Source organism: Streptomyces ochraceiscleroticus (genome assembly GCF_000720485.1).
Classification (GTDB): domain Bacteria; phylum Actinomycetota; class Actinomycetes; order Streptomycetales; family Streptomycetaceae; genus Streptomyces; species Streptomyces ochraceiscleroticus.
Window position 1 is genome coordinate 17,972 of record NZ_JOAX01000006.1, and the last position, 25,684, is coordinate 43,655.

General features: G+C 68.2%; 17 protein-coding genes and 2 pseudogenes. 14 read left to right on the forward strand and 5 right to left on the reverse strand.

Features of this window, described 5'->3' with window-relative positions; all coding sequences use genetic code 11:
- From IG84_RS37835 to IG84_RS0110010, 3 genes and pseudogenes are all read right to left on the reverse strand, one after another.
- Window positions 1-590: pseudogene (locus IG84_RS37835) on the reverse strand (carbonic anhydrase).
- Between the two features lie 151 nt (window positions 591-741).
- Entirely contained in the window at window positions 742-1,158 is a 417-nt protein-coding gene (locus IG84_RS0110005) for a hypothetical protein (RefSeq protein ID WP_031054036.1), read from the reverse strand.
- 44 nt (window positions 1,159-1,202) lie between these two features.
- Window positions 1,203-2,489 (reverse strand): multidrug effflux MFS transporter, encoded by a 1,287-nt coding sequence (locus tag IG84_RS0110010; RefSeq protein ID WP_078648729.1) that lies wholly within the window; start codon window positions 2,487-2,489, stop codon window positions 1,203-1,205.
- A gap of 175 nt (window positions 2,490-2,664) precedes the next feature.
- Between IG84_RS0110010 and IG84_RS0110015 the strand changes: the two genes are divergently transcribed.
- From IG84_RS0110015 to IG84_RS0110060, 10 genes and pseudogenes are all read left to right on the forward strand, one after another.
- Window positions 2,665-3,555: a helix-turn-helix transcriptional regulator gene (locus IG84_RS0110015; protein ID WP_031054039.1), complete on the forward strand. Its 891-nt coding sequence runs from the start codon at window positions 2,665-2,667 to the stop codon at window positions 3,553-3,555.
- 439 nt (window positions 3,556-3,994) lie between these two features.
- A complete protein-coding gene (locus IG84_RS0110020) occupies window positions 3,995-4,630 on the forward strand; it encodes a (2Fe-2S)-binding protein (protein WP_031054041.1) in 636 nt (211 codons plus the stop codon).
- A gap of 12 nt (window positions 4,631-4,642) precedes the next feature.
- Complete coding sequence (locus IG84_RS0110025) at window positions 4,643-5,620, forward strand: FAD binding domain-containing protein (RefSeq protein ID WP_031054042.1); 978 nt, start codon at window positions 4,643-4,645, stop codon at window positions 5,618-5,620.
- Window positions 5,617-7,812: a xanthine dehydrogenase family protein molybdopterin-binding subunit gene (locus IG84_RS0110030; protein WP_031054043.1), complete on the forward strand. Its 2,196-nt coding sequence runs from the start codon at window positions 5,617-5,619 to the stop codon at window positions 7,810-7,812. Before IG84_RS0110025 ends, IG84_RS0110030 begins: the two co-directional genes overlap by 4 nt.
- 117 nt (window positions 7,813-7,929) lie before the next feature.
- Window positions 7,930-9,078, forward strand: coding sequence for an XdhC family protein (locus IG84_RS0110035; protein ID WP_031054044.1), 1,149 nt, complete (start codon window positions 7,930-7,932; stop codon window positions 9,076-9,078).
- Window positions 9,079-9,169: 91 nt separating this feature from the next.
- On the forward strand, window positions 9,170-10,489 hold the full coding sequence (locus tag IG84_RS0110040; protein ID WP_031054047.1) for a metallophosphoesterase: 1,320 nt from the start codon (window positions 9,170-9,172) through the stop codon (window positions 10,487-10,489).
- A gap of 90 nt (window positions 10,490-10,579) precedes the next feature.
- Window positions 10,580-10,874 (forward strand): annotated as a pseudogene (locus tag IG84_RS42135) (helix-turn-helix domain-containing protein); the annotation flags it as partial.
- 1,314 nt (window positions 10,875-12,188) lie between these two features.
- Window positions 12,189-12,875, forward strand: a complete 687-nt coding sequence (locus IG84_RS0110050; protein WP_051861578.1) for a DUF488 family protein, N3 subclade — start codon at window positions 12,189-12,191, stop codon at window positions 12,873-12,875.
- 92 nt (window positions 12,876-12,967) lie between these two features.
- Entirely contained in the window at window positions 12,968-13,783 is an 816-nt protein-coding gene (locus IG84_RS0110055) for a hypothetical protein (protein ID WP_031054049.1), read from the forward strand.
- Between the two features lie 477 nt (window positions 13,784-14,260).
- Complete coding sequence (locus tag IG84_RS0110060) at window positions 14,261-15,448, forward strand: restriction endonuclease (protein ID WP_031054051.1); 1,188 nt, start codon at window positions 14,261-14,263, stop codon at window positions 15,446-15,448.
- Window positions 15,449-15,649: 201 nt separating this feature from the next.
- Here the strand turns inward: IG84_RS0110060 and IG84_RS0110065 are convergent, their stop codons facing one another.
- Together IG84_RS0110065 and IG84_RS0110070 are read right to left on the reverse strand one after the other, a co-directional pair.
- Window positions 15,650-17,038, reverse strand: a complete 1,389-nt coding sequence (locus IG84_RS0110065) for an AlbA family DNA-binding domain-containing protein (protein ID WP_031054052.1) — start codon at window positions 17,036-17,038, stop codon at window positions 15,650-15,652.
- A gap of 465 nt (window positions 17,039-17,503) precedes the next feature.
- Complete coding sequence (locus IG84_RS0110070) at window positions 17,504-18,766, reverse strand: MFS transporter (RefSeq protein WP_031054054.1); 1,263 nt, start codon at window positions 18,764-18,766, stop codon at window positions 17,504-17,506.
- A 662-nt stretch (window positions 18,767-19,428) separates the two neighbouring features.
- Here IG84_RS0110070 and IG84_RS0110080 point away from each other — a divergent pair.
- The 4 genes from IG84_RS0110080 (at window position 19,429) to lacZ (ending at window position 25,683) form a co-directional block, all read left to right on the forward strand.
- Window positions 19,429-20,181, forward strand: a complete 753-nt coding sequence (locus tag IG84_RS0110080; RefSeq protein ID WP_031054059.1) for a (Fe-S)-binding protein — start codon at window positions 19,429-19,431, stop codon at window positions 20,179-20,181.
- A gap of 46 nt (window positions 20,182-20,227) precedes the next feature.
- Window positions 20,228-21,724, forward strand: a complete 1,497-nt coding sequence (locus tag IG84_RS0110085) for a lactate utilization protein B (protein ID WP_031054062.1) — start codon at window positions 20,228-20,230, stop codon at window positions 21,722-21,724.
- On the forward strand, window positions 21,721-22,365 hold the full coding sequence (locus IG84_RS0110090; RefSeq protein ID WP_031054063.1) for a LutC/YkgG family protein: 645 nt from the start codon (window positions 21,721-21,723) through the stop codon (window positions 22,363-22,365). The genes IG84_RS0110085 and IG84_RS0110090 overlap by 4 nt, the downstream gene beginning before the upstream one ends.
- 132 nt (window positions 22,366-22,497) lie before the next feature.
- On the forward strand, window positions 22,498-25,683 hold the full coding sequence (gene lacZ / locus IG84_RS0110095) for a beta-galactosidase, LacZ type (protein WP_031054065.1): 3,186 nt from the start codon (window positions 22,498-22,500) through the stop codon (window positions 25,681-25,683).
- Window position 25,684 lies beyond the last annotated feature (1 nt).

The window sequence follows — 25,684 nt, forward strand, 5'->3', positions numbered from 1 at the left end:
TCACAGTGCCCGGAAGGCGTCGGAGTGCAGGTCGTGCGTCAGGACGGTGCCGGTGTGCACCTCGTAGAACCAGCCGTGCAGGCTCAGCCGGCCGTCGTTCAGGCGCTGTTCAACGCACGGGTACGAGCGCAGCCGCAGCAACTGCGCCAGCACATGGCTCTGCACGCCCTCGGCGACGGTCGGATCCTCGACCGCACCGGCGGGTAGGTCGGCCGCGTGGGACAGCCAATCGCGTACTGCGGGCACGGCGGTCAGGTCGTCGCCCCGGACGAGTGCACCGACGGCCCCGCAGTGCGAGTGGCCGCACACGACGATGTCCTCGACCCCGGCACTTCCACCGCGTATTCGATGGTTGCCGCCTCACCCGTGGGCTGCTGTGAGGCGTAGGGCGGGACGATGTTGCCCGCAGTACGCAGTTCGAACAGATCGCCAGGGCGGGCGCCGGTGATCAGGGCGGGCACCACCCTCGAATCGGAGCAGGTGATGAACAGGACCTGCGGAGACTGGCCCTCGGCCAGCGGGGCGAGCTCCGTGGAGCGCTCCGCGTACTGGCTGCCGAAGGAGCGGGCGTAATCGATGAACGGTTGCATGTTCTGTAGTTCCTCCTGGCGCGTCGTGGACGACGCGTCGGTGTGTTGAGCACAGCGCGGAGGCGGGCGCGGCCACATTCCCCGGGTCGACTCAGCAGTCGATTCAAGCGAGGTGAGGTCAGAGGGTGGCGTCGCCGGCCCGCGGAGCGGCTCAGCAGCGGAACACCTGAAGTGATGTGAGGGATGGGGTGGTGGTCGGTCCCCATTCGACCTGAGAGCCCGTCAGGCCGCCATGGGAGGCGACCCTGAAGTCATGCATTCCGACGCAACCGGTCGAGGACTTCGTCGGGGGCTCGGTGGCAGGCCGGTAGCGGTCGCGGTTCCCCGGCCAAGCGGTCGGCTCCTCGTCGGTGTCCTCGTCGGGGCAGGAGGCGACGAACGCTTCCTCGTATTGGGCGTCGTGCCCTCCGTCTCCTACCACGACCACGTTCGAGGACGATGCGGGCGCAGCCGAGGTGATGCCGAGCGTGACATGCCCGGAGGTGCTGGGCAGCAGCGCGCAGATGAACTGCAGGGCGACCAGGAGGACGCCCAGAACGCACAGGAACCAGGGTGCTTTGCTACGCATGGGATGCCTCCTTTCGGTCGCTGTGACGGGTATGGGGGGACTCATTAGGGAGTCGGCGCGGGTTCTCGAGTCAACTCCCCGGGACGCTCATCTACTTGGCGAGGGAGCACGTCCGCGGAACGGCGGATCAGTGACACGTAGACGGCTGTGGCGAGCGCGGCGGAGACGAGCGTGACGACTCCCAGTGGTACTGCGGTGTCGGGGCCGCCGATGCCCGCGAGCGGGGCGACCAGGCCGCCGAAAGCGAACTGGGCGAGCCCCAGGAGGGACGACGCCGTACCCGCGATGTCCGGGTAGTGCGCCAGGGCGAGCGACGTGGCCGGCGGAGTCGCGGTGGCCACCCCGCTCACCATCAGGAACAGCGAGACGACCATGGCGGGCAGTGGCAGCTGCAGGAGCGCGGTGACGAACAGCCCGCCGGACCCGGCCAGGCACATGCCGAGCCCCGTCACCAACGTTCCCCGTTCCGACCACCGCTCCGACAGGCGGCCGGCGGCGAAGCCGAACGCCATGAAGCCGAGGGAGTTCAGTCCGAACGCGAACGAATAGCCCTGCGGGGAGAGCCCGTAAATGCCCTGCAGTACGTACGTTGCGCCGCTGAGGTAGGCGAAGATCGCGGCGTTCAGGAAGCCGATGACGGCCACGGCGCCGAGAAACACACGGTCGGACAGCAGCCTTCGGTAGGCACGGCCGGTGTGCTTGAGCTCGCCGGCGACGCGGTTCTGCCGCGGCAGCGTCTCCCGGAAGACCAGCAGGACAGCGACGAGAATCGCCACTCCGACGGCCGCGAGGAACAGGAAGATCCCGCGCCAGTCGGTGACGGAGGCCAGCTGACCGCCGAACACCGGCCCGACGATCGCGGCGAGCCCGGCGATCACGGTGAGGCGCCCGTAGTACCGCACCAGCCGCTTGCCCGAATAGAGATCACGTCCCGCGGCCTGCGCGATCACGATGCCCACGGCCCCGGCCAGCCCCTGCACGAAGCGTGCGGCGATCAACGTCTCCACGGTCGGGCTGATCGCGCAGAGCGCCGAGGTGAGGACGTAGGCGATCACGCCGATCAGTAGCGGGCGCCTACGGCCGAACCGGTCCGACAGCGGCCCGGCCACGACCTGGCCCAGCGCGAGCCCGAACAGGCAGGCTGTGACGGTCAGTTGGGCCGTGGAGGTCGCCGCGGCCAGCTCGCCGGTGAGCGCGGGCAGGACGGGCAGATACAGGTCCATGGAGATGGGACCGAAGACCGTCAGCAGGCACAGGACGAGGGCCAGGGGACGGCCGACGGCCTGTGCACCGGTGGCAGGGGTGCCAGAGGTGGCGGGGGCGGCGCTCACGCGCCTCCTTTCGAGGTCGGCGGGGACGGGACGGTTCCTCTGACCACTGCGCTGTGCCGGTGGCCGTCCTCTCGGCAATCAAGCAAACCGCAGTCCGCGCCCGCCGGGGAGTCCCTGTCGAGAGGGGTACTGACAGGGCACCCCGTCTTCGCCATCCTGCGCGTACGGTCCTGATGTGGACAATCGGAAGGAAGTCCGCGAGTTCCTCGTCTCGCGGCGAGCAAAGATCACACCCGAACAGGCCGGGCTGCAGGCGGGGAGCAACCGCAGGGTCCCCGGACTGCGGCGCAAAGAGGTCGCCGCACTGGCCGACGTGAGCATCGAGTACTACGCCAAGCTGGAGCGCGGCAACGTGGCCGGGGTGTCCGCGCGTGTACTCGACGCGGTCGCTCGTGCGCTCCAGCTCGACGATGCCGAGCGGGCCCATCTGTTCAACCTGGCGCAGACTGCCGGGGGATTCACTGCGGTGAAGCGGCCCCGACGGCGCGCAACGAAGAAGTGGACCCCGCGCCCGAGCCTGCAGTGGATGCTCGACTCGATCACCGAAGGGCCGGCGTTCGTCCGCAACAGCCGGATGGACCTGCTGGCCACGAACCGGCTGGCACGCGCCTTCTACTGCGACCTGTACGCCAACCCGCAACGTACTCCGAACTTCGCCCGCTTCGACTTTCTGGACGAAAGGGCCCGCTTTTTCCATCAGGACTGGGACCTGATGGCCGACGTCACCGTGGCCATCCTGCGCACTGAAGCCGGCCGTAATCCCTACGACAAGGAATTTCACGATCTGATCGGCGAACTGTCGGTCTGCAGTGAAGAATTCCGCAGGCGATGGGGCGCGCATGACGTGCGGCACCACGGCACCGGCGTGAAGCACTTCTCCCACCCTGTGGTCGGCGATCTCTCCCTGGCGTACGAAGGGATGGAATTGGCCGCGGAGCCGGGGCTCACCCTCACCGTCTACACCGCGGAGCCCTGCTCTCCTTCCGATGAGCGCCTGCGCCTGCTCGCCTCCTGGGCGGCGTCGCAGGAGCCGGCCCCCTGCAAGCCATCACTGTCGACCGACTGACGATCACAGGCCCGGTGTGCCCACTCTTTCACTGCCCAATGCTTGAGGAGCGAAATATTTGCGGCGCGCGGCGGCATCGGAAGAGTATTGTCCGCCCGGCGCCTCGGCAGCGCACAAAGGACCCAAGGGGTTACTGCTGAGGGGTGTACCAGCAGGGCACCCCAAAATCATCCCGCAGCCTCCTGCTTCGTCGTAAGATCGCGGTGTAGGCATCCAAAAGGAACTCCGCGATCACCTCTCGCGGAGGTAATCCAGAGGTCCCACAATTCGCTCTCCACTACTCCGTCTGTGTATTTTTCGGAAACACCGCACAACGTCCCGTCAGCCGATAAATATCAGACAGCGGGAACCCAAAAGAGCCGTCGGCGATAACGGTGCGGATTATGCTGCGGCTCCGCCAGCAGCGAGTCCCCCTCCCTTCGCAAGCGAAAGACTGCGTATGTCAACCGAGCTACCCGAGTCAGAATCGTCCCCTCCGACCGAGGAGTCCGCGCCGACCCGGCGTACGTTCGTCGCCACGACTACCGCAGTGGGCGGCGTCGTGATCGCGGGCGGTGTGTTCGGAGGGAGCATCCTCTCCAAGCCGGAGGCGGCGGCCGCCTCCGCGGCCCCCAGCAGCCGGGTCACGCTGACCGTCAACGGCCGCAAGCACACCGTCACCGTCGACAACCGCACCTCGCTGCTCGACCTGCTGCGCGAGCACCTGGACCTGACCGGCTCGAAGAAGGGCTGCAACGCCGGGGCCTGTGGCGCGTGCACGGTCCTGGTCGACGGGCGGCGCGTCAACTCCTGTCTGACGCTGGCCGTTCGGCTCGACGGCGCCGAGGTCACCACCATCGAGGGACTCGGCGACGGGGACCGACTGCACCCACTGCAGCAGGCGTTCATCGACGAGGACGCCTTCCAGTGCGGCTACTGCACCCCCGGCCAGATCATGTCCGGCGTCGGCTGCATCGAGGAAGGCCACGCCGGGTCCAAGGACGAGATCCGGGAGTGGATGAGCGGCAACATCTGCCGCTGCGGCTGCTACCCCAAAATCGTGCGCGCGGTCGAGCAGACCGCGCGCCGGAAGTGAGGCGCGGCCGGTATGCATCCCTTCACCTTCACCAAGGCCTCCGACACCCGTGAGGCCCTCAACGCGGGCCGCCGAGGCCGTTACATCGCCGGTGGCACCACCCTCGTCGACCTGATGCGCGAGACCGTGGAACGCCCGGAGACGCTGGTCGACATCAGCGGACTGCCCCTGCGCGATGTCACCGTCACCAAGGGCGGGGGCCTGCGTATCGGCGCGCTGGTGACGATGAGCGACGCCGCCGCCCATTCCAAGGTGCGCAGCCTCTTCCCGGTTGTGTCCGAGGCATTGGAGCTGAGCGCGTCCGCCCAGCTCCGCAACATGGCCACGATCGGCGGCAACATCATGCAGCGCACCCGCTGCACCTACTTCCGTGATGTGACGGCCAACTGCAACAAGCGCGAGCCGGGCTCGGGGTGCGCCGCGCGCGAGGGTTTCAACCGCACGCACGCGATCCTCGGCACGTCCGAGAGTTGCGTAGCCACACACCCGTCCGACGTGGCCGTCGCCTTCGCGGCCCTGGAGGCGCAGGTCCACCTGCTCGGGCCCGGCGGCGAGCGCACCGTGCCGTTCGGCGACTTCCTGCTCCGGCCCGGCAGCACACCCAACCACGAACAGGCTCTGACGCGCGGTGAGTTGATCACCGCTGTGGAGCTCCCCGCACTCCCCCGCCCGCTCAAGTCGGGCTACCTCAAGGTCCGTGACCGGCAGTCGTACGAGTTCGCACTGACCTCCGCAGCCGTCGCCCTGCACATCAGCGGTGGAGTCATCCGTGACGCGAAGGTCGCCGCCGGTGGCGTCGGGACTGTGCCGTGGAAGCTGCCCGCCGTCGAGAAACACCTCATCGGTCAGCGCCCGTCCGAGTCCCTGTGGGCCGCCGCCGCGGAGAAGGCCACCGAGGGTGCACGCCCACTGAAGCACAACCGTTTCAAGGTCGACCTGCTCGAGCGGACCGTCGAACGTCAGCTGCGCACCGTAGGAGACAACACATGAGCCCCCAGCCGCAGGCCGCCGTCGGCGCGCCGCTCTCCCGTGTCGACGGACGGCTGAAGGTCACCGGCAAGGCCCGCTACGCAGCCGAGCACGAGGTGAACGGGGTGGTGTACGCCGTCATCGTCGACGCCTCGATCGGACGCGGCCGGATCACTGGCATCGACACCAGCGCCGCCGAGGCCCAGCGCGGCGTCCTGAGCGTCATCCACCACGGCAACGCTCCCAAGTTGCCGTACAAGGACAACAAGGCGTCCAACAACCCGCCGGGCGCGCGTCTTCGGGTCTTCCAGGACGACAAGGTCCGCTTCCACGGACAGCCCGTCGCCGTGGTCGTCGCCACCTCTCTGGAAGCGGCCCAGCACGCAGCGAGCCTCGTCAAGGTGCGCTACGACGCCGAACAGCCCTCGACCGAACTGAGCAAGGGCAAGCCGGACAAGCCGACGTCGTATGCGCGGGGTGACGTCGAGGCCGGGCTGCGGAAGGCGGACGTACGCCTCGACCTCACGTACCGGTTGGCGCGCAACCACCACAATGCGATGGAGCCACACGCCACCATCGCCCGCTGGAACGGCAACAAGCTCACTGTGTGGGACAAGACGCAGTGGGTGGTGGGCACCCAGACCGAGCTCTCCACGGTGTTCGATCTGCCGTTGAAGTCCGTGCGGGTCATCTCGCCGTTCGTCGGCGGTGGCTTCGGCAGCGGCCTGCGCTGCTGGCCCCACACCGTCGTCGCCGCGCTGGCCGCCCGGGTGGCGAAGCGCCCGGTGAAGCTCGTCCTCAGCCGGAAGCAGCAGTACTTCGCGACAGGCTTCCGGCCCGAGTACGAGTACCGCCTGCGGCTCGGCAGCAACCGCCAAGGCCGACTGATCGCCATGGCCCACGAGATGGAGCACGAGACTTCCTCGTACGAGACGTTCAGCGAAGGCGTCCTGGACCCGGGCCGCATGCTCTACAGCACGCCCAACGTGAGCCAGGCATACCGGACGGTGCCGCTGGACGTGAACACCCCGATCTGGATGCGCGGCCCGGGCCCCGCGACGGCGTCGTACGTGATCGAGTCGGCGCTCGATGAACTCGCCGACCGGATCGGGGTCGACCCGATCGAGCTGCGCCAGCGCAACGAGCCGGACGAGGACGAGTCGTCCGGACTTCCCTGGTCCACGCGGCGGTTGCGGGAGTGCTACACCGTGGGTGCCCGTGAGTTCGGCTGGGACCGACGATCAGCCAAGCCCCGCTCGCGCCGGGAGGGCGACTGGCTGATCGGCATGGGGATGGCCGCGGGTGTCTATCACACCGCGCGCATGCCCGCCGAGGCTCACGTCCGTCTGGACGCCGACGGCACGGCGGTCGTCGAGACCGCGGCCAGCGACATGGGCCCCGGTACGTACACGTCCCAGACCCAGGTCGCCGCCGACGCTCTCGGCCTCACCGTCCGCACGGTCACGCTCAAGCTCGGTGACTCCCTCTTCCCGCAGACCCCGCCGCACGGCGGCTCGATGACGATGGCCAGCGTCGGCTCCGCCGTCCTTGATGGCTGCAACCAGGTCCGCCGCCAGGCGATCAAACTCGCCATCGAGGACAAGGAATCACCGCTGTACGGGGTGAACGCCGACGACGTCGTGGTACGGGGCGGCCGGCTGCACGCGAAGGGCAACCCGACACGCGGCGAGACGTACCAGCGCCTGCTGTCCCGCAACGACCGCACACACCTCGAATCCCTCGGCTCGTACAGCGGGGCTCCGAGTACCGAGCGGCATTCCCTCCACGCCTACAACGCGACCTTCGCCGAGGTGGCCGTCGATGCCGCCCTGGGCCTGGTGCGCGTGCGGCGAGTTCTGGGCGTGTACGACGCGGGCCGCATCATCAGCCCCAAGCTCGCCGAGAGCCAGGCATTCGGCGGCATGGTGGGCGGCATCGGACAGGCTCTCCTCGAGCACACGGTCACTGACCACCGCGACGGACGCATCGTCAACGCCAACCTCGCCGACTACCTCGTCCCTGTCAACGCCGACGTCCCCGACCTCAAGGCGATCTACCTCGACGGCGAGGACCGCGAGGCCGACCCGCTCGGCGTCAAGGGACTCGGCGAGGTCGTCATGGTCGGCGTGGCCCCCGCAATCGCCAACGCGGTCTTCAACGCTACCGGCCGTCGCGTCCGTCAACTCCCCATCACTGCTGAGGCATTGATCTGAGAGAAGCCGAGTGCCCCGGGTCCCGGTGGAACGCCGGCCCGGGGCACTTGCGGACTTCGGCCGGCCCCACCAGGCGACCGCCTCGGGCACACGGAGAACAACGGAGAACCACCACTCATGCTGAACATCGCGGACACACTGCACCGCTGGTGCCGCGAAGCCCGCCCGTTCGCCCTAGCCACCATCGTCGACGTCACGGGAAGCGCACCCATGCCCGTCGGCACGTCGGTCGCGGTCGACAAGAACGGCAACGTGGCCGGAAGCATTTCCGGCGGCTGCGTCGAGGGCGCCGTCCACGAGTTGTGCCTTCAGGTCCTGGAGGGCGAAGGCCCACCCCAACGCGTCCGCTTCAGCTACTCCGACAACGACGCCTTCGCCGTAGGTCTCACCTGCGGCGGCGAACTCGACGTCCTGATCCAACGCGTCGACCCCGTCGCCGAGCCCCACCTCCTGCCGGCCCTCGAAGAAGCCGTCCAGGGCTGGCCCGTCGCCGTGGCTCACGTCTCCGGCGGGCCAGGAGAGTTGGTCGGCCGTACGGTGTGCGTCTTCAGCGACGACATCACGTCGTACGGAACGCTGGATGGCGGCGGCCCGACAGACCATGCGGTGGCCGCGCACGCCAGGGCACTGCTACGGGCGGGCCGCACCGCACACGTAGCGCTCGGCGGCGACGCGGACACATGCCCCGAGCAGATCTCCGTCCTCGTCCACGTCCAAGCCCCTCGCCCCCGCATGCTGATCTTCGGCGCCGTCGACTTCACCGCCGCCCTCAGCCAGGCCGGACAGTTCCTCGGGTACGAGGTCACCGTGTGCGACGCCCGCCCCGTCTTCGCCACCAAGGCCCGCTTCCCGCACGCTGACGAGGTCGTCGTCGACTGGCCCCACCGCTACTTGGAACACACAACGGTCGACTCTCGCACGGCAATCTGCGTTCTCACCCACGACGCCAAGTTCGATATCCCCCTACTGACCCACGCACTCCGCCTGCCCGTCGCGTACGTCGGAGCGATGGGCTCCCGGCGCACCCACGAACACCGCCTGCACCACTTGCGCGAGGCGGGCCTCACCGAAGCGCAACTCGCCCGCCTGCACTCCCCGATCGGTCTGGACCTCGGTGCCCGTACGCCGCAAGAGACGGCTATCTCCATCACCGCCGAGATCATCGCGCACACCAACCGGGCCACAGGACTGCCACTGTCGCAGAGAACTGGGCCGATTCATCGGCCCGTTGACGTAGCGCCGGTCCGCACGCTCCTGACGACGTAGAAAGCCACGACTCCTGCTCCACGGCCGGCCGCCAACGGCACAGGGACACGTCCGTCCCCCTGATCATCCCGAGAAAGGACCACGCAGAGCCGTGTTCGTCGTCATATTCCTCATAGTGTTCGGCGCGCTCCACTTCTACGTGTGGCGGCGCCTCGTACGCGACACGACGCGGCCCGGCTCGGCCCTCCGCCGTGCCGGAACCTGTGTGATGGTCGCCGGTCCACTCCTTACGGCCGGGGCCCAGACGGCCGGAGCCATCGCCCCGTTCACCGTCCGGCAGCTCATGGCCTGGCCCGGCTACCTGTGGCTGGTGCTGTTCCTGTACCTGCTTTTGGCGCTGCTCGCGGGCGAAGTCGTCCGGCCCATACTGCTGCGTCGGCTCGCCCGGCGAGACGGAGCAAGAGCGGCGGAAACCGCTGAGCCCGCGACGCTTCAGAACGAGGAACTCGCCGTCGGTGAGCCCCAGTCCATGGCGGTGACGGCGTCCGGCGGGTCCACTCCGCATGAACCCACGGGGCCCGTCGCGCTGGCCGAGCGCCCGCACACACCGGAGCCCGAGGCTCGTCCGCGGCCCGAGCGGGCAGGCCCGTCGCGTCGGCTGTTCGTCTCACGCGTGGTCGGCGGCACTGCCGCGGCAGTCGCCCTCGGCACCGTCGGCTACGGCACCCACAGCATGCTCAGCGGCCCGAAAGTCAAGCGGCTGACGGTCCCGCTGGCGAACTTGCCACGCGCCGCCCACGGTTACCGCATCGCCGTTGTCAGCGACATGCACCTCGGCCCGGTCCTGGGCCGCGGCTTCGCCCAGCACGTCGTCGACACGATCAACCGCACCCAGCCCGACCTGATCGCCGTCGTCGGCGACCTGGTCGACGGCAACGTCGCAGACCTCGGCAACGCCGTGGAGCCACTCGCTCAACTCCGGTCCCGCCACGGCTCGTACTTCGTCACCGGCAACCATGAGTACTTCGTCGGTGCCGAGCAGTGGGTCGACAAGGTACGGGACCTCGGCCTGCACCCACTGGAAAACACCCGCACCGAGCTGCCCGGCTTCGACCTCGCCGGCGTCAACGACGTGACCGGCGCCGACCAGGGCCAGGGCCCCGACTTCGCCAAGGCACTCGGCGACCGCGACCGCTCCCGCGCCTCCGTTCTCCTCGCCCACCAGCCCATCGTCATCGACGACGCCGTCCGCCACGGCGTGGGCCTCCAGCTGTCCGGCCACACCCACGGCGGCCAGCTCTGGCCCGTCAACTACGTCGCCGAACTCGCCAACCCGACCGTCGAGGGCCTCGAACGCTACGGCGACACCCAGCTGTACGTCAGCCGCGGCGCCGGAGCCTGGGGCCCACCGGTCCGCGTAGGTGCCCCGTCCGACATCACCATTGTCGAACTCGCCTCGAAGCAGGCTTGAACCGTCGTCGCTCCCAAAGCGCGTTGCAGAAGGCCGTGGTCAGGGCATTTCCTCTGCGTGGCTGGGGTGCTGAGGGCTGAGGGCTGAGGGCTGAGGGCTGAGCAAGTGTGGGTGGAGACGTTCACCGGGCTACGGGTGGATCAGTTCTGGCGGCTGCTAAAACGGTCCGCGAACGCGCTGGGGAGGGCTGCGGATGAGGCCGTCCGTGGCGGCTGCCGCGGCCCGAACGCGTGCTACTGGTGGCCGTTGTGATAGCGCACGAACCTCTCCATGTGGCAGCTCGCGCCGCTGTTCGGCGTCTCGCCGGCCACCGTATGCCGGGTCATCCAGCGCCTTGGCCAGTTTGCTCGCGCTGGAGCCGGTGCGGACCCCGCATGCCAGCGACCACCAGAACCGCCCCGTCGCAGCGTTGCGGCCAGGCAGTCGACCACCGGCCTCGCTCGGCACGTCGACCAGCTCGGCCAGGTCACCGGAGCCGTGGTGCCCGGACCAAGCCATCGACCGCGACCTGCATCTCCAGCAAGGTGCGTCGCACCCACCCGTGGGCAGCTCGGGACCGTGCGGCGGGCTCGGTACGCGACAACGGGGGCACCGCGTGGAGCCTCAAGAACGCTGCTCTTCAGCTCACTAACGTTGCGCCCCTATCCCGACAGTGATCGTCCGACGTATGACCGTGGTCATCAGCAGACGGTGGAAGTCGCTCTGAGATTGGAAGGGGCGGGCCTTCCCCCTAGACGTTGCCTGCAGGCCGCGTCCAGACTCCCCTGCCTCTGACAACGCAGGACACGGCAGGCGTGCTCGCTACGGAGCGTAGATCCGGACAGAGGGCCACTCTCCAACGCCCCCCTTGGGGAGTTTCTGGGGAGAGTGGCCCCCGCCGGGGAGGCCGTGGGGAGTTCCAGCCGCACAAAGGCGTACGAACGTGAAAGTTTCCGTAAGGCGCATTTACGCATGTTAGGAGCCTGATTGCGATCAGAACCGCAAGTCAGGGGCGTTGATCGGGGAAGTACATGACGTAAACATCGAGGTACCCTCGGGTTCCTGACAGCGTCTCCTCAGGCAAGTAAGCCGCAGTATCACCAAAAGAGGGCGTGCTCAACGGGCAACGCTCAGAATTGTTCGTCGATTCGGAAATGTGCTGAACGCCACTGGTGAGAATTTCGCCGCCCAAACGGCGCCTCCCGCACCGCCGGCCGACGAGGGCATGCACTTCCACCCAATCGCCTCGTCGGTGATCGTGGGTCACAGCTTCCACCGCGGGACGGGACTCCTGATACAGGTAAGCCACCTTTCGGACGATCGGGACTCCTTTTAAGTCCGCCCACGACTTCCGGTAGAGCCTTATTATCTCGCGTGGGGATCTTCGGGCGCACCAACAGCCCTCTACTCCCGGCCGAACAAATCGGTTCCGCACTCCGGGCGGCGAGCGCGGGCAGGTGTACCACCTTCCAACGGCCGCCACCTTCACTGCGGCCCCTCTCCTGCCATCATCGGACGACGAAGTCACCGGGCGGTTTGGTCGCATTCCAGTCGGAGACGCGTGCATGCGGACCTTCCGGCCCAGCTCGGCACGGGTAGGCGTGCTGCCCACGCGGACGAGCATGACTTGCGAGTAAGTCTCGTCGCTGCGGCTGAACCATCGACGGCCCCTTGAGCGCGGTTCGCGTTTCCACCCAAATGGGAGCTAGGATCGCGGCCCATGTCAGGTCGACCGGCGGCAAGCCGCCAGGAGAGAACCCAGGCACAGAAACTTGCCCGGCAGGTGCGGTCGTTGCGTGAGGCGCGCGGGTGGACGAGGGATCGGCTGGCCAAGGAGGCGGGCATACACTCACGCACGCTGATGCGGCTGGAGAATGCGGGCGCGACACAGCCAGGCTTCTTCACCATAGGCGCCCTTGCCGCGGCGTTGGAAGTCAGCCTGGATGGTCTCTTCCGCGCCGCTCGGCCGGAACCGGGGCTGTGGTCGATCGGCTATGAGGGCCGAGACATCGACTCGTTCATCGCGGCACTGGCCAGTGAGCGAATTGACACAGTAGCGGACGTGCGCCTCACACCGATCAGCCGCAAACCCGGCTTCAGCAAGACACGCTTGCAGACCGCGCTTGGCACTGCCGGGATCGAATACGTACACCTGCGGGCGCTGGGCAACCCCAAAGACAACCGTGCGCCCTTTTGGGAGGGGCGACTGGCCGAGGGCCGAGCACGGTTTGCCACCGTGCTTCGTTCCGAGGCGGCGGCAGCACAACTGAATGCTCTGGCAGAGCTAGCCCGCATCTCCCGGGTGGCGGTGCTGTGCTATGAACGCGATGCCGATCACTGCCATCGCGCCTTGGTCTTGGAAAAGGTGGCCACGCATGTCGGCCGGGAAGTCACCGTTCTTGTCTGAGCGCGGCTGCAGACTCGCTACGCCCCCTTGCGGCAGACGGTGCCGTTGCCTCCAATGTAACCGTTGAGGTCGCATCGGGCTGGGGGGCAACGATGGGCAGAACGCCGCAGCGCGCCCGCATCATGGTGACAGTCAAGACCTATCCTGAGCTGTCGAAGAAGTACCGGGAGACCAGCTGTGTGGCTGGCGTTCGCCTCGACGATGGGGCCCCACGACATGTGCGGCTCTTCCCCGTGCCTTTCCGGCTACTCGCGCAGGAGGCACAGTTCACGAAGTACTCGATCATCGAGGTCGATGTCGAGCGGCACCGCCATGACCAGCGCCCGGAAAGCTTGCGTCCACGCCTGGAGAGCCTCAAGGTTCTCGATCAACTCTCCCCCGCCGATGGCTGGTCCCGACGATGGGAATACCTGCGGCCACTGGTGTCACCATCGCTGTGTGCAATACGCCGCGAACAGGCGCGCCACGGCTCCTCTTTGGGGCTCTTCCGGCTTCCCAGTACCCCCACACTCAAGCTGGCCGACGCAGAGCCGTGGCCGGCCTCCAAGGCCGCTCTGGCTGATCAGCTTGACCTGTTGGAGCAGGACCTGAAGCCTCTTGAATGGGTACCTGTACAGCTGCGTTACAGATTCACCTGCTCCGACCGGTACTGCCCCGGTCATGCCATGCACCTCAAGGACTGGGAAGCCGGGGAGAGCTACCGCAAGTACCTGCACCGCTATGGGCAGGGCCTGGTGCGCGAGAAGCTGTACGAGCGTTGGCTGACGAGGATGTTCAGACCCGACCGCGCGGTACACGCCTTCGTCGGCAACATCAAAGCTCATCCCCACACCTTCATGCTTCTCGGTTTGGCCTACCCCTTACGCACGGTCGCCGAGTACGCACAGGGCGACCTGTTCGCCATGTGACCGACGGGCACGCCGAACGCTTTGGGACCGGGGTTGGTGTGGCCAACTGGGTAATCAGTGCGGCGAAGCGCACGTGAATGATCTGGGGGCAAAGTGGCGAGTAGAGGCGGGGGCGAAGCGTACGCGCGGGAGATGGCGCGGCAGGCCCGGGAACGGGAGAAGGCACGCAAGCCGTGGAAGCCGAGGCCAAGCGGAAGGCACGGGAGGAGAAGCTGGCGTATGAGGCCGCTCGCGCACAGGAGGCCGTGGACAAGACCAGCGTGACCGAGCACGACATCGCACAGCTGCAGACGGTGCTGCGCACCGCGGTGGTCGACCGCTCTCCCCTGACGTTCGAGGCGCTGCGACAGGAGTTCACCGCGCCGGCCTTTACGCCGAAGGGGCGGAACCGCCCAGCACCGGCGCCGCGCTGGGAGGAGTACGAGCCGGAACCTCCGCGCGGGCTGCTGGGTGCGCTGGGGTTCGGGCGCCGGGGCTATGAGGCGGAAGCGGAGCTGGCGCGACCAGCGCTTCGACCGGGCACTCCAGGAGCACACCCGAGAGGAGAAGAAGCGGGTGGACAAGCTGGAGGCGGCCCGGGTTCGGCATGAGGAGCATGACCGCCGCGAGACGGACCGGGTCACGCAGTGGAACGTCAAGATCGACGAGCGCCGCGACGCCTATCGAGAGCGCGATGTCGAGGCGGTGGAGTGGTTCGTGGACCAGGTCCTGGCGGCCTCGGTCTATCCGCATGGCTTTCCCAAAGCGCACCGGGTCTCCTACCAGGCGGATACCGGCGACCTCCTGGTCGAGATCGACCTGCCGCTGGAGGACGTGGTGCCGGCGGCCCGCGGCTACCGGTATGTGAAGAGCCGCGATGAGATCACGCCGGTTCCACGGCCGGAGAAGGAACGCAAGGAGCTGTATGCCTCGGTGCTGGCGCAGACCGCGCTGCGTACCGTCTATGAACTCTTCGCCGCCGATACCGAGGGGGTGGTGGCGTCGGTGGCGCTCAACGGCCATGTGGCCACCATCGACCGTGCCACCGGCCGCGAGGTGCACCCTTGCCTGATCACTCTCCAGGCCGACCGGGCAGAGTTCGAGCAGCTGGTGCTGACCCAGGTCGATCCGCGGGCCTGTCTGCAGCGCCTGCGGGCGCTGATCTCCCCCAACCCCTACGACCTGGAGCCGGTGCGCCCGCTGGTCACCTTCGACCTGTCGAAGTTCCGGCTGATGGACGGCCTGGACGTCGTGGCGGGCCTGGACAGCCGGCCGGTGCTGATGGACCTCTCCCCCACCGAGTTCGAGCACCTGGTGCGGCAGCTGTTCGAAGCGATCGGCCTGGAGAGCGTCAACACCCAGCCGTCCAAGGACGAGGGCGTCGATGCCATCGCGATGAACACCGACCCCATCATGAAGGGCCTGTGCATCATCCAGGCCAAGCGCACCCGCAACGTGGTGCCCTTCGAAACCGTCTCCGCCCTCGCCGGAGTGGTAGAGCACAAGCGCGCCGCCAAAGGCATCCTGGCGACGACCTCCTGGTTCGGCCGGGCCAGCGAAGCCTTCGCCAACGACCACGGACGGCTGGAACTCCTGGACGGCGCCAACCTCGTACATCTGTTCAAAGAGCACATGAACCTCGACGTTATTCCCGGTGCCGTGCCGCCCAAGCGCCGGCCGCGGTAAGTCTCATCGCGTCAGCTGAAGGCGGTCACCTCGCGAGGTGACCGCGGAGCTGGCACAGCTCCCCGTCCCCGACCAACCTTGCCGCGTCGACGAAGACAGTTGCAGTGCAACTATCCGTCGTCTATCCCGAAGCCCTGAGGCGATTTCCGGTACGCCACGGTGTCAGCACGCTGTTGGCGAGGTGTGAATCGGTCCAATTGACTACCCGTCAAGAAACTGGACGCCGTGGGTAGTGGCCCATGCTGTGATCTGGTTTAGGAGGCTGGACTGCCACTCGCTGCGTCGCAGGTGCCCAGACTGGGTGATAGGACGGGCTTCCGGAATGCCGAACGCTTGGAAGAGCTCGTCGGCCAGCAAGGCAGCGGTCTGTACGAGGCCGACATTGGCGTCGGCGAGGTCGTCCAGGAGTGCGGTGCCGTGTGCGGTGGCCTGCTTGCACGCCTGCGTGCTCAGCTCGATCGGTTCACTTTCTCGCGGGTCGTAGCGGTCAATCCGCAACGGGAGCGCAGGTGTCCGGCGCGGGAGAGGGAGGGATAGCATCGGCAGCACCTTAGGATGCGTGCTCGGTTCATCGAGAAGCCATACGGAGACGTAGGTTGTTCCCGTGGCGGCGGCACGGTCACGTGCGTGCGATCCGAGGAAGTGCAGCGCGGACATCAGTATGTGGACCACAGCGTCCGGCTCAGCGCTGTGGATCTCCCCATCCTCCAGGGTGATGGGACGGGTCCGCAGTGGGATAGCCCAGGCAGCAGCCCCGTCTCGGTGCAGTTCTGCTCGACTGGCTGTTGAGTACTGGCGCGGCTCTTCCACGATGAGACGGCGGGCGCCGATGCGTACTGTGGCAAAGGGCTGATCTTGACGGCCGAGGAACGGCTGGATTGTCCGCAATTCGTTGCCGTAGCGGTCGAAGGAATCGTGATTGATCGGCATGCATCCGGCGATCTCGGGCATCAGTGAGACCAGCAGGTGCGGGGTGTTGCGATTCCTGATTTCCGATAGCAGGTCATATTCAACCTGATTAATCCGCTCTTCCCGAGCGGCTGCCGCGGCGAATCGGTCACGGTAGGCCGTAGCGACGAATGTCTCGGATAGCCAGTCGGTCTGGCTGCGTGCACGCCGGGGATACCGCAGGACCTCCTTGCTACCTTTCACGGGCGGCGCGGTGACGGCGTGCGGGCCCAGGGGGCTGCGGGGGACAGCGATGATCCAAATTCCCTTCCCAGGGCACGTGGGGTTCGTTAGGCGGTATTCCTCCCACGGCACCTTCGGTTCGGTATTGGAGGCGATCACCTGGTGCATGTGACGCAGATCCTTGTCCTGCAAATCAACGTCAAAGACCTTGCTGGGAATGCCGTTGACCTCGGCCATACCTAGGATGATGAGGCCGCCAAGGTGGTTGGCGAAGGCGGCGACATCCTTGGCCAGCTCCTCACGACCCTTGTCATCGGCGCTGTAATGAGCCTGCTTGTAGTCAAGGTCTTCGGCTTCTGCGGCGTCCGGGTTGCCGACGAGCGCCGCTAGATCGTTGTAGGCCAGGTCGTCCAGGCGCCCGCCGAATAGATCTTCCAATCGGCGTGAACGGAACAACATGTCGACGACAGTAGCCGGGAAAGGCCTGAAGTCCCGGCTATTTCCAGCAGGGCGGCGCGGTCGGGGAATGCGTCCGGCCGCCGACCGCCAGCCATGAGAGCAAGGTCCCGGTATTTCCGGCCTGCGCGTGAGCAGTCCCCTGACTCGGTCGTCTCCTGTGTCGAGAGGATGCCTGCAGCCAGAGAGTGAAACGATGGCCAGCGATGGCAGCCCTCCCAACTCGTCGAGCAGTGCAGAGCTCCACTTGCCTCACGCGCCTTCCCGCTGTGGAGCCTACGGCCGAAGCGGCCCGCGAGAGGTGACGCGGTGGGCGCCCTGAAGGACTTGGCGGATGCTCGCAGTGCCAGACGCCCGTCGGGCTGTCTCCAGCCCCTACTCACCTGTAAAAGGACGTGCCCCAAAGCACGCCTTGTTGACTCGCGGGCCATTTCCTAGCGCCCTCTCCGGTAGCCGGTGCCCCCAGCCTCACCGCTCCAGCGGGCGATGAGCGGTTTCGGGCAGCCGGAGGTAGACGGCGGAGGAGACCAGGCACAGCACGGCCACGTACACGGGGAAGAGGCCGGCGTGCCCCATGTCCTTGAACAGCGTGCCGATGTAGGGCGCCGTGCCGCCGAAGAGGGCGACGGTGAGCGAGTAGGGGAACCCGATGCCCGCGGCGCGCACCCGTGCCGGGAACGTCTCCGCGTTCACGGCCGCCGAGATGGCCGTGAAGCCGCTCAGCAGGATCATGCCCGCGCACTGCACGAGCAGCAGCGTGACGAAGGAGTCATCGAGCGCGCTCAGCAGCGGCACGCTCAGCACGGCGAAGCCGATCCCGAACATCAGCAGCAGCGGCTTGCGCCCGAAGCGGTCGGACGCGATCCCCGCGACGGGCTGGAGCACGGCGAAGAACGTCAGCGAGAGGGTGCCCGCCAGCAACGCGTCCGCCTTCTCCACCCCGGCGTTGAGCTCAGCGTACGTCGGCAGGTACGACGTCCACGTGTAGTACGCGAGCGTGCCGCCCGCCGTGATCCCGCAGATCAGCAGCGACTCGCGCGGATGGCGACGCAGCGCCTCGAAGAGGCCGGGGCGGGGCGCCTTCGCCTGCTCCTCACTGCGCGTCTCGCGCGCGCCGCGCCGGATCCAGAAGCCCACAAGGCTCAGCAGCGCGCCCAACACGAACGGGACCCGCCACCCCCAACTGCCCATGGTGGCGGGCGCGAGATTCGCGACGAGCAGCGCCGCGACGCCGGACGCGACGAGCTGCCCGATGGTCGTCGACACGTACTGGAAGCTGGAGAAGAGCCCCCGCCGCCCGGGCCCGGCCGACTCCACGAGGAACGTGGTCGACGCGGCGAACTCCCCGCCCACCGACAGCCCTTGCAACAGCCGGGCCAGCACGAGGACGACCGGCGCGAGGATCCCGGCGGCGGCGTACGTCGGCGTCAGCCCCATCAGCAGGCTGCTGCCGCCCATCAGCAGAATCGTCACCGTCAGCGCCGCACGGCGCCCGCGCCGGTCGGCGACCGCGCCCATCACCAGCCCGCCGACGGGCCGCATGAAGAACCCCACCGCGAAGACCGCAAACGTCGAGAGCAGCGGCACCAGTGAGTTCGACGCGCTCTTGGGGAAGATCTGCGCGGCGATGTACGTGGCCAGGAAGGTATATGTGTACCAATCATACCATTCGACCGCATTACCGACCGAGGCGGCGAACAGTTGCCGGACAGGACGCGCCGGAGGGGTCACAGCACCCGCGCGAGACCCCTCACCAGTAGCGGAATCCGACCCATCCTCGGGCGCGGGCCCTTTTCTGGAAGCTGCCATGATCCGAATCTCCCCGTCTACGGGCACGGCGACTACGCCGCGCCAACCTCTCCAGAAGTCGTAGCGCTACGCGCCACGGATGAACCTTCACCGGCGACCGCCTCATCGAGACCGCCTGACATCAAGAGCGAGAACCTGCACCCTCGCAAGGACTCACCGCAGACACTCGCAGCGCACCTGACTACCCGTCAGGCAAGTCAGCAAACAGTCAGCATCGACCCGGCCAGAGGCGGCGAAACCCAGCAACACCTGCACATGAATGATCGCTCATGTATCTACGCCGACCTGCGTTGATGCAGGTACGGGGCGCTCAAGTAGACTGCCTGCGCGTCCGTGCAGGGGAACCAGTCGTACCATTCGACCGCATTGCCTACGGACGCCGCGACGAGCTGTCGCACCGCGGACACCGGGCGCCGCTCCCCCGCCTGCCGGTCCGCTTTCTTGTTCTCCGCGCTCGACATGCGCCTCCGCTCCCGGGTCCTTCACGTGGCCCTGCCGCTCGGGCAGGATGAGCCGTCAGGTGATCATGCCTCCGCGAGGCCGGTGGCCGCCAGGGGATTCGGCGGCCGAAAGGAGATGGCAACGTGCGCGTAGCGCTCTTCGTCACCTGTATCAACGACACGCTGTACCCACGGACCGGCCGGGCGGTGGTCACCCTCCTGGAACGGCTGGGCGTGGAGGTCGGCTTCCCGGCCGAGCAGAGCTGCTGCGGGCAGCCGCAGTTCAACACCGGATACCGGCATGCCACCGAGCCACTCGCGCTGCGGTACGCGCGGGCCTTCCGCGACTACGAGTACGTCGTGGTGCCCTCAGGATCGTGCGCGGCGATGGTGCGGGACAACTATCCGCGGCTGGGCGAGAAAGCCGCGGCGGAGGGGCGCGGCCGGGCGCTCGCCGAGGCGGCGGCGGAAGCCGTGCCCAAGACGTACGAGCTGACGGAGTTCCTGGTCGACGTGTTGAAGGTGACGGACGTGGGCGCGTACTACCCGCACACCGTCACCTACCACCCGACCTGCCACGGCCTGCGGATGCTGGGACTCGGGGACCGGCCGCGTGCCCTGCTCCAGCATGTGAAGGGCCTCGAACTGCGCGAGCTGCCGGGCGCCGAGGAGTGCTGCGGCTTCGGCGGCACCTTCGCCGTCAAGAACCCGGCCGTCTCCGCCGCGATGGGCGCCGACAAGACCCGGCACATCCAGGAGACCGGCGCCGAGGCGGTCTGCACGGTCGACAACTCCTGCCTGATGCACATCGGCGGCACGCTCTCGCGGCAGGGCTCGACGGTCCGGCCCGTCCATATCGCGGAGATCCTGGCCAGTACGGAGGGGAACGTGCTGTGAGCGCATGCCCTGGGAGGACATGCCCTGTGAGTGAAGGGAACGTGCTGTGAGCGTCACCGACCTGGGCATGCCCGCCTTCCCGGCGGCCGCCGCCCGCTCCACCCGCGACACCCGGCTGCGTGCCAATCTCCGGTACGCCACACACACCATCCGGGACAAGCGCGCCAGGGCGGTGAGTGAGCTGGGCGACTGGGCGCAGTTGCGCGCGGCGGGGCGCGCGATCAAGGACCGCACGCTGCGCCACCTGGACCACTATCTGGAGCGGCTGGAGGAGGCGGTGACCGCGGCGGGCGGCCAGGTGCACTGGGCGACGGACGCGGCGGAGGCCAACCGCATCGTGACGCGCCTCGTGCGGGCCACCGGGGAGCGCGAGGTCGTCAAGGTCAAGTCGATGGCGACGCAGGAGATCGGGCTGAACGAGGCGCTGGCCGAGGCCGGGATCAGCGCGTACGAGACGGACCTCGCGGAGCTGATCGTGCAGCTCGGCAAGGACCGCCCGTCGCACATCCTGGTCCCGGCGATCCACCGCAACCGCTCCGAGATCCGCGACATCTTCCGTTCCGAGATGGGCAGTTGGGGACGGCCCGCGCCGGACGGGCTGAGCGACCGGCCGGCGGAGCTGGCCGAGGCGGCCCGGCTGCACCTCCGGGAGAAATTCCTGCGCGCCAAGGTCGGCATCTCCGGCGCCAACTTCATGGTGGCGGAGACCGGGACGCTGGTCGTCGTGGAGTCCGAGGGCAACGGCCGGATGTGCCTGACGCTCCCGGAGACGCTGATCTCCGTCGTCGGCATCGAGAAGGTGGTGCCCACCTGGCAGGACCTGGAGGTCTTCCTCCAGTTGCTGCCGCGCTCCTCAACGGCCGAGCGGATGAACCCGTACACCTCCATGTGGACCGGCACCACGGACGGCGACGGGCCGCAGACGTTCCATCTGGTCCTGCTGGACAACGGCCGGACGGACACGCTCGCGGACACGGTCGGCCGGCAGGCACTGCGCTGCATCCGGTGCTCGGCCTGTCTGAACGTCTGCCCGGTGTACGAGCGGGCCGGCGGGCACGCGTACGGCTCGGCCTACCCGGGACCGATCGGCGCGATCCTCACGCCGCAGCTGCGCGGCACGGCGAGCGCGCTGGACGCCTCGCTGCCGTACGCGTCGTCGCTGTGCGGGGCGTGTTACGAGGTGTGCCCGGTCGCGATCGACATCCCGGAGGTGCTGGTGCATCTGCGCGAGCGGGTCGTGGAGGGCGGCAAGGTCACGCGGCGCGGGGTGAAGACGCTGATCAAGCCCGCGAAGGGGCACGCTGCGGAGCGGGCGGCGATGCGGGCGGCGGGGCTGGTCTTCGACCGGCCCGGTGTGCTGCGCGCGGGCCAGCGGCTGGCGGCACGTACCCGGAAGCTGCACCCGCGGCGGCTGCCCGGCCCGGGGCGCGCCTGGTCGGACACGCGCGACCTGCCACCGGTACCCGCCGAGTCGTTCCGGGACTGGTGGCAGCGCACCCGAGGCGGGGAGCGCGGCAACGGACGTGAGGAGGGCGGGAAGTGAGCAGCCGGGACGTGGTGCTGGCGCGGGTGCGCCGGGCGCTGGCGGACGTACCGCGGGCCTCGGGCCCCGAGGAGACCGCGGTGCCGAGGGACTATCTGCGGGAGCACGGCGAGCACCCCGCGGAGGACACCGTGCAACTGCTGGCGGCGAACCTCGCGGACTACCGCGCGATCGTCCACGACATCGACGCCGCCGGGCTGCCGGGCCTGCTCGCGCACCTGCTGGGCGAGCGGGGGTCGCGGTCGGTGGTGGCGCCCGCGGGGCTGCCGCCCGAGTGGCTGGCGGCCTGTGACCTGGAAGTGGTGCCGGACGTGCCGGAGACGACGCCCGGCGAGCTGGACGCGGTGGACAGCGTGGTGACGGGCTGCGCGGTCGCCATCGCCGAGACCGGCACCCTCGTCCTGGACGGGAGCCCGGACCAGGGCCGCCGCCGCATCACGCTCGTGCCGGACCATCACATCTGCGTCGTACGGGTGCCGGAACAGGTCGTGGCGTCGGTGCCGCAGGCGCTGGAGCGGCTGGCTCCGGGCCGCCCGCTGACCTGGATCTCGGGGCCGTCCGCGACGAGCGACATCGAGCTGGACCGGGTGGAGGGCGTGCACGGGCCGCGGACGCTGGAGGTCGTGCTGATGAGGCCCTGAGTGGGTCCTTGAGTGGAGCCCCGAGTGAGGCTCGCGTGGCTTTCTGAGTGAAATGGCGTGCGTGAGGCTTGTGTTGCGTCGGCTTGCGTTCGATCCTGATGCTTCCTGTTGCCTTACGTTCGGAGCTGTCGCATGTCCTCGCGTCGTTTCAGCCGCCGGTCGTTCCTCGCCACCGGCACAGCCCTGGCCGGCTGGGCCGCCTTCAGCGCGCAGAAAAGTGCCTTCGCCGCCGTGGCCGGACGGGCCTCGGCAGCGGGCGAGGAGTGGAACGGCGCGCCCCGCACGTTCCAGGTCAACCGGGAGCCCGCCCGCCCGCGCCTGATCCCGTACGCGAGTGCCGCGGCCGCGCTGGCCGGCAAGGTCTCCGGATCGCCGTACCACCGCTCCCTGAACGGCACTTGGCGCTTCCACTGGTCGAAGAACCCGGACGAGCGCCCGACGGGCTTCCACGCCCCCGGCTACGACGACAGCTCCTGGGACCGCATCCCCGTCCCCTCCAACTGGGAGATCGAGGGCTATCCGGAGCCGATCTACCTCAACATCAAGTACCCGTGGATCGGTTATGAGGACCCGCAGCCGCCGCAGGTCCCGCACGACTTCAACCCGGTCGGCTCCTACCGCCGTACGTTCACCGTCCCCAAGGACTGGGACGGCCGCCGCACCCTGCTCTCCTTCCAGGGCGTGAAGTCCGCGTTCTTCGTGTGGGTCAACGGCGAGAAGGTGGGTTACAGCGAGGACAGCTACACCCCCGCCGAGTTCGACATCACCACGAAGCTCAAGCCCGGCGAGAACAGCCTGGCCGTCGAGGTCTTCCGGTGGTCCGACGGCAGTTGGCTGGAGGACCAGGACATGATCGACCTGTCCGGGATCTTCCGCGAGGTGTATCTGTACTCCGTCCCGCAGGTACATCTGCACGACCTCTTCGTGCACACCGACCTGGACGCTGCGTACCGGGACGCGACGCTGAAGGTGTCGGCGACCGTACGCAATGGGGGCTCCGCCGCGCCCGGCGAACACCGGCTCTCGGCGGTGCTGTACGACGCGCAGGGCAAGCCGGTACTCCCCCGGCCCCTCGCCGCCGAGGTGCGGTTCGGCGACGACGAGCAGGTCACGGTAGAGCCGGAGGCCACGGTGCGGGCTCCTGCCCTCTGGTCCGCCGAGGCCCCCAACGTGTACACGCTCGTCGTCACCCTCACAGGCCCCGACGGCAAGGCCGTTGACATCCAGCGCACCCGTGTCGGTTTCCGTTCGGTCGTGTGCGAACCGGGGAAGTTCACGGTCAACGGCGTGCCGATCGTCTTCCGCGGGGTCAACCGCCACGAGTCCGACCCGGACCACGGCCAGGCGGTCCCCGAGGAGCGGATGATCGAGGACATCCGCATCATGAAGCAGCACAACGTGAACGCGGTGCGCACCGCGCACTACCCGAACTCCACGCGCTGGCTGGAGCTGTGCGACGAGTACGGGCTCTACGTGATCGGCGAGGCGAACGTGGAGTCGCACGGCGTGCGCGACAAGCTCCCGGCGAGCCTGCCCGAATGGACCGAGGCCTGCCTCGACCGGATGCGCACGATGGTCGAGCGGGACAAGAACCATCCCTCGATCGTGGTCTGGTCGCTGGGCAACGAAGCGGGCCGGGGCGACAACTTCAAGGTGATGGCGGAGTGGACGCACGGCCGGGACTCCTCACGGCCCGTCCACTACGAAGGCCAGAGCGCCGTGGCCGACATGGAAAGCCAGATGTACACCAAGCCGGCCGACGTGGAGAAGTACGGGAAGTCCGGGAACCCGAAGCCGTTCATCCTGTGCGAGTACGCGCACTCCATGGGCAACAGCACCGGCAACTTCCGCGAGTACTGGGACGTCTTCGAGCGCTATGACAACCTGCACGGCGGCTTCATCTGGGACTTCTGCGACCAGGCCATCCGGCTCCCGGTCCCCGGTGACCGCAAGCGCACGTACCTCTCCTACGGCGGCGACTGGAAGCCCGGCTACCCCACCGACGGCAACTTCAGCTGCAACGGCATCGTCTCCTCGGACCGCGTGCTGCACCCGGCGATCCACGAGGTCAAGAAGTGCTATCAGGCCATCCGGATGGCCGCGGCCGATCTGGCGTCCGGCACGGTGAAGGTCACCAACAAGCAACTCTTCCTCGGCCTGGACGCGTACGAGCTGCGCTGGGAAGTGACGCGTAACGGGGCGTGCATCCAGCACGGCACGCTCCCCGCGCCGCAGATCAAGCCGGGCCAGGACGGCACCGTACGCATTCCGTACCGGCGTCCGGCGCGGCCAGAGCCCGGTGCCGAGTACTGGCTGAACCTCTCCTTCGTGCTGCGCCGCGGCACCCGGTGGGCGGACGCCGGGCACAGCGTCGCCGCCGAACAACTGGCGCTGCCCTGGCACACGAAGGCTCCGACCGATCCTCCGGCGTCCTCGCTCCCCGCCCTCGAGGTCTCCGAGACCGACAAGGCGGTCACGGTCAGCGGCAAGGACGTCGAGGTGGTCCTGGACAAGTCCACCGGGACGCTGTCCTCTTACCGTCACCGCGGCCGGACCCTGCTGGCCGGCGGCCCGGTCCCCAACTTCTGGCGCGGGCCGACCGACAACGACATCGGCCGCAAGGCCCAGCAGACGCTGCGCACCTGGCGCGACGCGGGGACGAAGCGGACCGTGGACTCCGTGAAGTCTGGGCAGCCCTCACCGTCCGAGGTGACCATCGAGGTCGTCTGCACACTGCCCACCTCCCCCGCCGCCTCCACCTGGCGCACGGTCTTCACCGTGCGCGGCGACGGCGAGGTGCGCGTCGCGCACACCCTGAAGCCGGGCGCCGGCCTGCCCGACCTGCTGATGGTCGGCGCGCTCCTCACCGTCCCGGCCGGCTTCGAGACGCTGTCGTGGTACGGCCGCGGTCCGCACGAGAACTACCAGGACCGGCGCACCGCCGCGTTCGTCGGCAGCTACCGCTCCTCGGTGGACGACCAGTACGGCCCCTACGTCCGGCCGCAGCAGACCGGCAACGTGGTGGACGTCCGGCACGCCTCGCTCACCGACCGGGACGGCGCGGGCCTGACCGTGCGCGCCGAGCCGGGCGACGACGCGCCACTGCTGGAGATCAGTGCGCTCCACTACACGCCGCATGATCTGGACGGGCCGCGCCATCCGTACGAGCTGAAGCGCCGCCCCGAGACGGTGCTCGGCGTCAACCACCGCCAGATGGGCGTCGGCGGCAACGACTCCTGGGGCGCACCCCCACTGGAGCAGTACCTGCTGCACGCCGACCGTGAGTACACGTACGCGTACCGGCTGACGCCCGCGTAAC